At 45.2% G+C, this 12,343-nt stretch carries 10 protein-coding genes; 6 read left to right on the top strand and 4 right to left on the bottom strand.

Annotated elements, in window-relative coordinates; all coding sequences use genetic code 11:
- Positions 1-38: 38 nt before the first annotated feature.
- From BCT81_RS15895 to BCT81_RS15880, 4 genes are all read left to right on the top strand, one after another.
- Positions 39-632 carry a TetR/AcrR family transcriptional regulator gene (locus tag BCT81_RS15895; protein WP_102425061.1) on the top strand — a complete coding sequence of 198 codons (594 nt, stop codon included), beginning with the start codon at positions 39-41 and terminating at the stop codon, positions 630-632.
- Between the two features lie 150 nt (positions 633-782).
- Positions 783-1,814 (top strand): NADP-dependent oxidoreductase, encoded by a 1,032-nt coding sequence (locus tag BCT81_RS15890; protein WP_102425060.1) that lies wholly within the window; start codon positions 783-785, stop codon positions 1,812-1,814.
- Positions 1,815-1,838: 24 nt separating this feature from the next.
- Positions 1,839-2,459 (top strand): glutathione S-transferase, encoded by a 621-nt coding sequence (locus BCT81_RS15885; protein ID WP_102425059.1) that lies wholly within the window; start codon positions 1,839-1,841, stop codon positions 2,457-2,459.
- 152 nt (positions 2,460-2,611) lie between these two features.
- Positions 2,612-4,294, top strand: a complete 1,683-nt coding sequence (locus BCT81_RS15880; protein ID WP_102425058.1) for an RluA family pseudouridine synthase — start codon at positions 2,612-2,614, stop codon at positions 4,292-4,294.
- A gap of 134 nt (positions 4,295-4,428) precedes the next feature.
- Here the strand turns inward: BCT81_RS15880 and BCT81_RS15875 are convergent, their stop codons facing one another.
- The 3 genes from BCT81_RS15875 to BCT81_RS15865 all read right to left on the bottom strand — a co-directional run bounded on the left by BCT81_RS15875 (position 4,429) and on the right by BCT81_RS15865 (position 6,848).
- On the bottom strand, positions 4,429-4,722 hold the full coding sequence (locus tag BCT81_RS15875) for a YkgJ family cysteine cluster protein (protein ID WP_080566553.1): 294 nt from the start codon (positions 4,720-4,722) through the stop codon (positions 4,429-4,431).
- A gap of 164 nt (positions 4,723-4,886) precedes the next feature.
- On the bottom strand, positions 4,887-6,071 hold the full coding sequence (locus BCT81_RS15870) for a D-alanyl-D-alanine carboxypeptidase family protein (protein WP_102425057.1): 1,185 nt from the start codon (positions 6,069-6,071) through the stop codon (positions 4,887-4,889).
- Between the two features lie 186 nt (positions 6,072-6,257).
- Positions 6,258-6,848, bottom strand: a complete 591-nt coding sequence (locus BCT81_RS15865) for a DUF4136 domain-containing protein (protein WP_102425056.1) — start codon at positions 6,846-6,848, stop codon at positions 6,258-6,260.
- A 268-nt stretch (positions 6,849-7,116) separates the two neighbouring features.
- Here BCT81_RS15865 and BCT81_RS15860 point away from each other — a divergent pair, with 268 nt between their 5' ends.
- Positions 7,117-7,371: a YgjV family protein gene (locus BCT81_RS15860; RefSeq protein WP_008219360.1), complete on the top strand. Its 255-nt coding sequence runs from the start codon at positions 7,117-7,119 to the stop codon at positions 7,369-7,371.
- Between the two features lie 255 nt (positions 7,372-7,626).
- Here the strand turns inward: BCT81_RS15860 and BCT81_RS15855 are convergent, their stop codons facing one another.
- The gene (locus BCT81_RS15855) at positions 7,627-10,794 is read right to left on the bottom strand and encodes a glycosyl hydrolase family 18 protein (RefSeq protein WP_102425055.1); all 3,168 of its coding nucleotides are present in this window, start codon (positions 10,792-10,794) and stop codon (positions 7,627-7,629) included.
- A gap of 476 nt (positions 10,795-11,270) precedes the next feature.
- Here BCT81_RS15855 and BCT81_RS15845 point away from each other — a divergent pair.
- Positions 11,271-12,343 (top strand): BCCT family transporter (locus BCT81_RS15845; RefSeq protein ID WP_102425054.1); only part of this gene is annotated, 1,073 nt, incomplete at its 3' end.

The following is a 12,343-nucleotide window of genomic DNA, read 5'->3' as shown; positions in this document are numbered from 1 at the left end:
ACTAGACGACTGGTCTAATTTAAATTATAGTATCGACCATGAACGAGAAAACGAATGACACACGCCTGCATATTTTAGATGTCGGCTATCAATTAATAGTGAACAACGGCTTTAATGGCGTTGGCTTATCACAATTGCTTAAAGAAGCGAAAGTACCGAAAGGGTCGTTTTACCACTACTTTAAATCAAAAGAGCAATTTGGTGAGGCGCTAATCCAGCACTATTTTGAAAACTACATCACTAAGATTGAATCCATTTTAGTGCACGGTGAAGGCAACCATTATCAACGAATTCTGGGTTACTTTTCACTATGGGCGAAAACTGAAGATGGCACCTGTAACGCACACAAGTGTTTAGTGGTTAAGCTCAGTGCTGAAGTATCAGACCTTTCTGATCCTATGCGCCAGGCTCTGTTAAAAGGTGCTGAGAAAGTCACGACAACCATCCAGCAATGTATTGTTGGCGGTATTGAAGATAGCTCTATCTCGGTAGAAAACAGCCAAGAAGCAGCCCAGAACCTATACTCAATGTGGCTAGGCGCTAGTTTATTAAGCAAGTTAAGCCAAAGTTCGCAGAGCTTAGAATCGGCATTACGCCTTACCGAACAAATTTTAAAAGGTGAAGGCCATTAACGCGCACTGCGTTTTATTGGCATTTACTGTTTTAGCTTAAAAGAAATCACCCGCCCTCTTATCAACTTGATGACGGCGGGATTTTTAGGAAACAATACTAGACGACTGGTCTAATTTCAAATAAACACAATATAAAATTAAGGACATCCAATGACTGAACGAGACAATCGTCGCATCGTATTAGCTTCTCGCCCTGTCGGCGCACCAACTCAAGATAACTTCCGCTTAGAAACCGTTGCTACTCCAACAATCAACGATGGTGAAATGTTACTTCGTTCGGTTTACCTATCTCTCGACCCTTACATGCGTGGCCGTATGAATGATGCAAAATCTTATGCCAATCCAGTCGCTATTGATGAGGTGATGGTTGGTGCAACTGTTTGTCAGGTTGAAGCATCAAACAACAGCGACTTTGAAGTTGGCGAGTGGGTGTTGGCTTACACAGGCTGGCAAGATTATGGCGTGTCGAATGGTGAAGGTCTTATCAAGCTAGGAAAAGAGCCGACTCACCCTTCTTACGCACTGGGCATTATGGGTATGCCAGGCTTTACCGCTTACATGGGTTTACTGGATATCGGCCAACCGAAAGAAGGCGACACGTTAGTGGTAGCGGCTGCAACTGGTCCAGTTGGCGCTACCGTAGGACAAATCGGTAAACTAAAAGGTTGTCGTGTCATTGGCGTGGCTGGCGGTCAAGAGAAGTGTCAGTACTCGAAAGAGGTTCTTGGTTTCGATGAATGTATCGACCACAAGGCAGATGACTTCGCAGAACAATTGGCGAAAGCGTGTGACAACGGCATCGACGTTTACTTTGAAAACGTTGGCGGCAAGGTATTCGATGCAGTGATGCCTCTTCTAAATACAGGCGCTCGAATTCCTGTTTGTGGCCTTATTTCACAATACAATGCGACATCACTTCCTGAGGGTCCAGACCGTATATCTAGCCTTATGGGTACCCTTCTAGTTAAGCGTATTAAGATGCAAGGCTTCATTATCTTCGACGACTACGCGCACCGTTACAATGAGTTCGCAACTCAAATGACTGAATGGCTGTCTCAAGGAAAAATGCACTATCGCGAACACCTAATTGAAGGTCTAGACGAAGCACCACAAGCTTTCATAGGTCTGTTAGAAGGCCAGAACTTCGGCAAACTTGTTATCAAAACTAACGAACCAAAATAGCTCAAGGATAGAATAGGCAGAATTATGATTACTTTACATCACCTGAATAAGTCGCGTTCTAAGCGCATCATCTGGCTACTCGAAGAGCTTGGTGTCGACTATCAAATCAAACCTTACCAACGAGACAGTGTCACGTTTTTAGCACCACCTGAACTGAAGTCTGTTCACCCTCTTGGTAAATCTCCAGTCATTGAAGATGATGGCGTGGTGATCAGTGAATCTGGCGCGATTACTGAGTACCTCATAGACAAGTTTGGCCAAGGTAAATTTGCACCAGCACGCGGCACAGCCGAATACGTTGAGTATTCTCAGTGGCTACACTTTGCTGAAAGTTCGGGCATTTTACCAATGCTGCTTAAGATCTTCGTGATGAAAGACGGCGCCGAAACAAACTTCCTTGGTGGTTATGCTGATGACGAAAATCAAAAGATCCTGACCTTCGTAAACCAATCTCTTGAAGGCAAAACCTATCTTGTAGGCGAAACACTCACTGGTGCCGATTTCATGATGTCATTCATCGTAGAAATCGTCGGTAACTTTGGTGCAACTGCGCTTTACCCTAACATTGCTAAATACGGTGACCTTTTAGCGAGCCACCCTGCTTACCAAAAGGCGGAACAACTCGAGTTAGAACACTCCAATTAATCGAGATTTTGTCTATTCAATGCGTCCATAGCGTGAAAATGACCGCCTAAATGAAGCCAAAGCCGATTTATCTTTCGCTTTGGCTTCTCATTTACCTTCATTTCGACAACAATATCGAGCTCTAAACTGAATACCCATAGAGTTTGATCTTCATGTCAGCAAACCTTGCTCAATACACACCACTGCACACGTTAAACCAAACAGCGAATCAAACCTTATCGCTGCCAGAGCGTTTTACATTCCCGTATTACTATACTCCGCATCCACTGTGTGAAATAGCGATGCAGCAGCTTCAACAGTCACTGCTTGACTGTGGTGTGAATGAAACATCACAAGGTAATCTCTATGCCGTTCTTCTGGTTCAACACCCTCAAACTCAAGAATTGGGATACCTTTCTGCGTTCTCAGGTTTGCAGCTAGATTCGTCTTTGGAGCCTCTGGTATCGAGTACCGCCTTTGTTCCTTCTGCTTTTGATAAGCAGCAGTTTCAGGCCCTAAACACGCAAGGCTTAATCCTGCAAGCGACATTAGCTAACGACATTACGAACCTAGAGCAAACTCATAACCTAAATGAACTGACTTCAACGCTGAGCGAACTTAAAAACGACGCGAGCAAAGCAGTAGAAGCATTTCAGCTCGCTATGGCTGCCAACAAAGCACAGCGCAATGAACTGAGAGAGCAAGCTAACCAAGAGAAAGCACTCGGTAATCTAGAGTATGCGGCCAATCTACTTAAGCAGTTAGGTAATCAAAGCAGCCAAGAGAAGCGAGACCTCAAAGCACTTCGTATCGAGTGGAAACAGAAGATCGCTGAAAAGCAATCACAAGTAGACGCTATCGAAAGCGAGCTTAAAAACCGTAAGAGCGACTATCACGCCATTTCTGCAGAATTAGAAACACAGCGCTTGACTCACTATCGTTTTATCAACCGAGCGGCAGAGTCAAAGAGCCTGCTTGAATTGTTAGATGGTAAAGACGCGCTTGAAGGCTCTGGTGACTGCTGCCTACCTAAATTGCTTAACTTTGCCTTTGAACACGGCTTTAAACCGTTAGCTTTAGCCGAGTTTTGGTGGGGAATACCGCCAACAGATATTATTCGACAACACGGAAACCTTTACCCGGTTTGCCAGAGCAAAAGCTTTGAGATCCTTGAGCATCAACTCAGTGGCATTGAGCTAGAAGATAATCCGCTTATCGTAAACCCTGCGGTCGGTAAGTCGTTCGATATTATTTATGAAGATGAAGAGATCGTGGTCGTGAACAAGCCCGAAGAGTTCTTGTCGGTTCCAGGCAAGTTTATCGAAGACTCGGTTTATACACGTATTAAAGCGCGCTACCCGAATGCCACCGGCCCTTTGATTATCCATAGACTAGACATGTCGACATCTGGATTGTTGATCTTGGCGCTGACGGCCGAATCCAACAAACACATCCAGAAGCAGTTCATCGATAGAACGGTCGAAAAACGTTATACCGCACTGCTTGATGGTGAAATAAATGGCGAATCTGGTGACATCAACCTTCCTTTACGTGGCGATATCACCGACAGACCAAGACAACTCGTTTGTCATGAACATGGGCGTAATGCAGAAACGCACTGGCAAGCGGTCAGCACCAACAACGGAAAAACTAAGGTGTACTTGTATCCTAAAACAGGCCGTACCCACCAGCTACGCGTACACTGCGCTCACCCACAAGGACTTGGCGTACCAATTCGTGGTGATGACCTATATGGCTACAAACGCGAACGACTGCACCTTCATGCGGGCTACCTCAAACTGATTCACCCAACAACCGGGGAATGGATGGAATTTGAAGTGCCTTCTGAGTTCTAAATCGATTCGTTCTCACACAAAACTAAATCAGTAAAACGAATCAGGGCTCTATATCAAATCGAGATATAAAGCCCTGACTTACAAGAAATCGTATATTGATTTAATAATATGGATCAACCGGTTGCTAACACAAGCTAACCCATCACCTCTTTACGCTGGTCGACACACTCAAAAGAGCCCATTTCGAACTCACGGCAGATCCATGGTCGGTTTTCATAGATCGTACACATCAGTGTTTCCCTATCTACCGCTGAACACCAACCATCATCTAAACGTTTCATGGTTTCACCGCCCCACTCATCGTAAGCAATATGCTCTTCTGGGACACCGGTATCGGTGATGATCATAACCTCTAAACGACAACAGCATGCCTGGCAATTGGCGCAAGTTACTTCAGGTTCGGTGATGTTCTTTATCTCTATGGTCATAAGTAACTACACTGCTAAATTTTGCGTATAGTAATCGAAACCATCAGCGACTGCTAATAAAGAACGTTATTCACCTCGCTTTATCCCGTTCTAAAACAACAAAAGGCGCTGTGATCAAATCACAGCGCCCAGTCGTTTTACTTTTCTCTCTGGTGCCAGTTCGTTTAGAACAGACTTGAGAAGAACAATTTAATGTAGTCCATCAAACGTTTGAATAAGCCACCCTGCTCAACCGATTCAAGTGCGATCAAAGGCTGAGTTTGAACATCTTCACCATCAACCGTGTAATGAACGACACCTAAAGTTTGACCTTCTGTAATCGGCGCTTTGAGTTCCGAGTTTAATTCGATAGATGCGGTGAGCTTTTTGCTGTCTGACTTAGGTAGCGTGATAAACGTGTCTTCTGCAACCCCAAGCTTCAAAGTGTCTTGGTCGCCAAACCACACTTTCTCTTCAGCCACTTGGTCGCCGCCTTGGTGGACATTAAGCGTATCGAAGAATCGGAAGCCGTAACTTAGAAGCTGCTTGCTGTCTGACTCACGGCTTTTAACACTTGATGCGCCCATCACCACTGCGATAAGTCTCATTTCACCTTGTGTTGCCGAGCTCGCTAAGCTGTAGCCCGCACCCGAGGTGTAGCCGGTTTTCATGCCATCAACCGTTAAACTTCTGTCACGGAGCAAGCCATTGCGGTTATGTTGCGTGATACCGTTGTAACTGAAAGAACGCTCACTGTATAAGCCATAGACATCTGGTAGATCTTTAATGATTGCTCGGCCAAGCATTGCGATATCGTAAGGCGTTGAATATAAGTCGTCAGCGTCTAAACCATGCGCATTTGCAAAGTGAGTATTTTCCAATTTAAGCGAAGCAGCCCAAGAGTTCATCAAATCAACAAAGGCATCTTGAGAGCCTGCAACATGCTCCGCGATCGCTACACTGGCATCGTTACCCGATTGAATAATCAAGCCTCGGTATAGATCCATCATCGCGACGTCGGTATTTACTTCGATGAACATTTTTGAAGAGTCAGGGAAATTCTTTGCCCAAGCGTTTTCACTGATTCTGACTTTATCATCTGCGGAGATGTTGCCTCGCTTCATCTCCTGACCTGCCACGTAGCTGGTCATCAGTTTGGTCAAGCTTGCTGGGTTCAACTTGGTATGCGCATTTTTTTCTACGAGCACATCACCCGAATTAAAGTCGATTAACACATACCCTTTCGCGCCCAAACTTGGCGGAGCCGGTACTATAGAAGGTGCGGCGATAGCTGCTGTGCTAACCATCGCTGCGTTACTTACAATGAATATACTTAATAAAGGGGGAGAGTATTTGGAGAACAGTTTCATTGAATTAAACCCAAGTTAACGTTTTGACCAGTATAGACAAATGCTAGCAAAAGAAGCGCGAACTTTACGTTGCTTTACGCAAATGTACCTTTAGTTACAAATAAAAAAGTATATTCTGCGATCTGTTCATTTTTCCGACCGTTAATATTGACCAAGCAAATACTACCCCAACTTAGTATTTGCTATTTATCTCTCTGGCATTTGTCTAAATAGCATCTCCACAAAACCAGAAATTCGCTCTTTGCTCTCACTTGCTTCAAGATCGGCCTGAATACCCGTTTGCGCTAGCGCTCGCCACTGGATCACCTGAGAATTTGGCACTGAAAACACAATGTATAGAGAGCCTTTTTCGGCGAGTTTTCCCTTTCGATCATAGAATGGAACACCTGTAGAGAGCTGAACCGCGTCGAAAATGGAGTTGTCATTCAGCTCTGACTCTTCGGCTAGGCCAAAGCCAACCACCACGTCACCAACACCCCCACCTTGCTCTAAGCGGTACCCCTTTTCAGTTAACTGCTCTTCAATTGCATCACGTACCATGTCAGTCACGACGGTTTCATTGTATTTCTTAGAGAGATATACCTGTTCTGATTGTGGGTGCCATGAATAAGTCGTGACGCCATTTTTCATAAACTCGAAGTCACCGCTGGTTACGACACCATAATCATGCACAGGCAGTTGCTGTTGGGTCGTACATGCCGTCAGCCCAATGCTCATCAAGGTCATAAGCACAGCGGTCTTTATGCTTTTTGTTGCACAAATGGATCGTTTTATCATGGTTAGAGCCCTTACCTATATATCAATAACTATCAATTTAACCACCAACATAAACGGTAATTATGTTAGGCAAAAATGCATTAAACGTTTGCGTAATCGCTAACCTTCACTTCTACCTATTTTGGGGGTTTAATCACAAAAACGGAGTTGGTATAGTCTACCCCGTTAAACATAACCAGACCATTCGAGGCACGGAGCTTCCTCAATCATCTCATGAAGAGAAGAATTGGTACCGACAAAGTATCGGCAAATTTAAGAGGGTCAAACAATGGAATTCAATATGGTTGAGATTTTAGGTTACGCTGCGTCTATTATGGTCGCAATTTCATTAACAATGAAAGATATCGTTCGCCTGCGTGTCCTTAACTTTATTGGCTGTGCACTCTTCACAGCATACGGCGTTATGATTGACGCTTGGCCAGTGGTAGCAACCAACGGCTTCATCGCATGTGTAAACATCTACTTCCTTGCAAAAATGCAAAAGGAAAAAAAAGCGGAAGCGATGAAAGAAGCAAAAGCTTAATTTAGCGACTAGCGATTTCAAACTATTCTGAAAAAGCCCAAATAGAGCGATCTATTTGGGCTTTTTTATATCTGTTATTCCTCTACACGCTCACTACCTTCTACTTTTTCACCGTTCGGACATAACAGGCGTAAAGCATAGTAAGACCATGAAAAAAACGCCGAACATGATTAAGTTCAGCGTTTAACTCTACGTTAAGTGGTTTGTTTAAGGAGGCTAAGCTAGAAGGCTCTCACCTCTATCAACAAATCAATACTATGAACACACTTTGGTCCAGCTACCGTCACTGCCCGGCTCAGAACTTGTCCACCAGTTAGCTTGGTAAATACTGCCGTTGTAAACCACTTGGTCACCCGTATTAGCATGGCTTGGATTACCGGCCCAGTCTTTCTGAGGCAGATCTGGGTACACAGTTAAACCAGCAGTATCACAAGTACCAGGGTTTGTGCCACCGTCGCCAGGGTTACCGCCACCAGAACTGATATCACCCAAAGGTAAATCTGGTTGCTCAAAGCTAAAGGCATAATCGACACCACCTACGTTAACGGCATAGTTTGCAGGGCCTGAAATTGGTAAGTAATACACCATGTCCAGTTCATACACACCACCAGCAGGAAGCTCTTTCCATGCAGGTAATGTGAAGGCTACACGGTGCATAGTACCGTCTAAGCCACCGATGTTATCCGCACGAGTATGACCCGACGCGATCACAGTCAAACCACCACCAGATTGGTCTTTCGCGTTGTCTGGTGCAGATACAGGAATATCAAACTGGAACTCTGTACCGCCAGGCAGTGCTTGACCCGTATTATTGGTAAACGTGATCTTAGGGTTAATTGGGTAGTTTTGGTCACCAACTTTGAAGCCACCAACCGATACCGCGATGTCTAATGCTTCGTTAGGAATTGCGCCTGTCGCGACTTTATTTCCATATGGCGTTGCCGACTTAAACTTATCGTAGATAGCTTTAGTCATTGTGTTACCCATGTGGAACTCACCGTTACCGCTGTTACACGCTTGCTCTGTAGTATCAACCGTTGTGCGGTTGCCACTTGCATCAAGTACATAACAGTTGTAGTCACCAGCCAGTTCCCAGAACATGATGCCGCCGATTTCTTTGTCGATAACGTAGTCCGCTTTCACGTTGATAGACTCTTTATCTTCCGTAGAAAGGAACACGCCTTTTTCAGCATTCCATAGCCAAGGTGCAACCGCCACGCTGTCGTAGTTACGCGTGTAAGTGCCTCTTAGAACATCTGTTGGATCGTTTACAGGATCAAGCTTGTAAGCATCCGCATAAGAACCCCAAATGCCTTTCTCTAGGTTCTTCGCATGCCACATTGGGTTCGAACCTGCGCCCATTTCGTTTCCTTTAGGGTCGGTATCGTGCCACATGTTATCGATACCAATCGCACCGTGACCACAGTTGTTCTTCTCGCCTTCACCTGTACCAGCGGCACACTCAGATTGATTAGGCAGTGCAGCTCGGCCCCAAAGACCATTTTCACCACCGGTTACGCCCTGCCAACCACGCGTGTAATATGGAACACCGATGTTAATACGACCAGCTGGCATTGAACCGCGGAAGTAATGGTAAGCCCAATCCGTGTTCAGGTAGCCGATACCACCATAGGCCGCTGTATCGTATACGTTCCACTGTGCTAGTTCTGAATCTTTACCTGTATCGAACAAGGCAGCGTTATGGCCAACGTGATCGTTCCAAGCACCGTGAAGGTCGTAAGACATGATGTTCACGTAATCGAGATATTGAGTGACATCGAATGTTTCCATACCGCGCAACAGGTAACCAGAAGAAGGTGCCGCGATAGTTAACATGTAGTGATTGCCATCTTCAGCAGACGCCACATCAAGCTTCTCACGCAGTACTTTCATCAGCACTTGGTATGAGGCCCATAGGTACTCACGACGCGGTTCCATGAAGTCTTTGTCGTATGGGTTACCCGCACCGGCCATTGACGTTGGGTACTCATAATCAATATCTAGGCCATCGAATTGATATTTACGTAGCATTTCTACCGCTGAAGTCACGAATGTTTCAATGCCTTGGTGGTTGATAGATCCATCAGCATTGGTCGTCATAGTATAGAAGCCACCATCAGCAACTCGGCTTCCGTCAGTCGCGAAGTGACCGCCCGTTTCAGCCCAACCACCAATTGAGATTAGCGTTTTAACACCATGTTTTTTCTTCGCGGTTGCCAGCGCACCAAAGTGACCTTTGAATCCTAATGCAGGGTCGACTTCTACACCCGGCCACTCTTTCCCTACCGCAGCATTATTTGGATCATTGACATCACCAACATTCACTTTGCCATCTGAACCGATGCTCACGAACGCGTAGTTAATGTGTGTGAGTTGTTCCCAAGGAATATCATTTACTAAGTAAGCCGCTTGTGGGTCGTCCCCTGCACGCCAGCTGGTGAAGTAGCCAATCACACGGCGAGGGTGATCCGCGCCCATTTTCTCACGGCCTTCATCATCGTAAATGGTACAGTAAGGAACATCGACACCTTGAGTTTGATACAAACCATCAGGACGACATGTACTCACCGTTGGAGCACCATTTACCTTCAAAGAAGCCAAGGCTGAATCCGTTGTTGCGCCTTGATCGTCGGTCGCTTTGGCGTAAACAGACAAAGTACCTGCTTGAGTGGTTGTGTAGTCAAGCGTATACGGGCTTGTTGCAGCCGTTCCAACTAAAGAACCAGCCACATAAAAATCGACTTTATCAACCGTACCATCACTGTCTGCAGCCGTTGCCGTGAGTGTTACCACGCCACCTACATCTACAGAAGCCGCTGAAAGTGCAACAGATACCGTTGGCGCTTCATTACCTGGCTGTAGTGAGTCAACAGAAACAGATACCGCGCTTGCTACACCCGCTGCACCTTCATTGTCTGTTGCTACAACAGAAACCTGATGGTTGCCAGACGTTGCAGCCCAAGTCGCTTCAAATGGTGCTGCTGTTACTACTGCGACGGAAGTACCATCGACAAAGAATTCTACTGAAGCAACGCTACCATCAGCATCAAGTGCCGTAGCACTTAACACGACATTATCGCCCTCAACGATCACATCTGACGCGGTAGGTGCTGTTAACGAAGCGGTTGGCGCTTCATTTGGCGTGCCACCATCTCCGCCGCCGCTACACACATCAATCTTTTTCCATTGTGCATAGTCACCTTCAAATTGGCTCGGGTTGTTGTTTTGATTCCAGTAATTCGCTGAGTACGCGCTGCCGTCATGTGAAACCTGATCACCACCGGTGTATACCGTGGCAGAATCCCACGCTTCTAACGTTGAACAATCAACAGCCGCGTAGCTATTGAACGCCATTAAGCATGACGCGGTGAGAGTACTGAGTGTAAAAACCTTCTTGGCCACTCTTCCTTGGTTTAGGTGCATGTTAGCTGTCCCTTAAGTTATTGTTTCAAGATGCTTAATTTAAGTGTCATATTTCTCACCACTTAAATTTCTTCGCAAAACAACTGTAGGTAACAGTGCCAATTTAACACCTAAAATATTCGATATTTATAAAATGACTCGCATTAATTTGTTTATAGCATGCAATGAGTCGACACTTATTTTGCACGAACAACTAATATTAAATTTATTTCGGTACGCTAAAAAATATCGCCTAATTCACCTCATTAATTACAAAACTCTATTCATATCGACTTTATTCATTCGTTCTGAAATTTCGTCTTAAAACTAACCAAAAGGGAGTGATTTAGCCATAGAACCGATTTCTTTTCTAAATTCGCCCACTTTTTCTTAACAACTGTGATAGTATCGCGGCTTTTTTTGACGAACCTCACATTTCCAATGCAAGTGTGGGAGAAATACATAGGCTTGAAAGAGCCAAATATAGCGAAGAAATAATGTCCAACTTGACGCAAGTCGCCAACGAAAACATCAACGCAGAATCTACTTCTATTAACTTCACTAAAGCCCAATCTTTGGGTGAAAAACTGGAGCTTGGAAATCCAGTATTTTGGCTAAGTGGGAGCTTTTTAACCCTCTTTGTCATTCTTGCCTTCACCAACACCTCGGTGTTGTCAGAACTTGTAAACATCGGTTTTAGTTACTCAACTAAATGGTTCGGTGCTTTTTGGCAGGTTCTGTTACTACTCAACTTCATTATCGGCTTAGTACTTGCACTAGGACGCACTGGTCACGTTCGTTTGGGTAAACTTGCCCTTCCAGAAATGACTACCTTCAAATGGATGTCGATTGTCCTATGTACGCTGCTCGCAGGCGGTGGTGTATTTTGGGCAGCAGCAGAACCTATTGCTCACTTCGTTTCTGCTCCGCCTCTATACGGCAACGCTGATCCTCAAGCAATGGCATTCAACGCCCTATCTCAGTCTTTCATGCACTGGGGCTTTCTTGCTTGGGCAATCTTAGGTGGCTTATCCTCTATCGTACTGATGCACCTACACTACGACAAAGGGCTCCCTCTTAAACCTCGTACTCTGCTTTACCCGCTACTGGGCGACAAAGCGATCAATAGCTGGATTGGTAACGTAGTCGACGCATGTAGTATTGTTGCTGTTGCAGCAGGCACTATCGGCCCAATTGGTTTCTTAGGTCTTCAAATCAGTTATGCGCTAAGTGAACTGTTTGGTATCTCAGATAGCTTTGCTACGCAGAGCATCGTTATTCTATTCGCCATCGCCATGTACACCCTATCTGCATTGAGCGGCGTGAACAAAGGCATTCAACTGGTTAGCCGTTACAACATCATCTTGTCTGTATGCCTGATCGGCTACATCCTTCTTGTGGGTCCAACAAGCTTCATCGTTGATGGCTACTTGCAAGGCATGGGTGAAATGATCGATAACTTCATCCCAATGGCGCTTTACCGACAAGATACAGCGTGGCTAGGTGGTTGGACGGTATTCTTCTGGGGTTGGTTCTTAGGTTATGGCCCAATGATGGCAATCTTTATTGC

This window comes from Vibrio sp. 10N.261.52.A1, assembly GCF_002876325.1.
GTDB classification, from domain to species: domain Bacteria; phylum Pseudomonadota; class Gammaproteobacteria; order Enterobacterales; family Vibrionaceae; genus Vibrio; species Vibrio chagasii.
The sequence above is the reverse complement of the archived record's forward strand: the minus strand, read 5'-3'. Positions and strand labels throughout refer to the sequence as shown.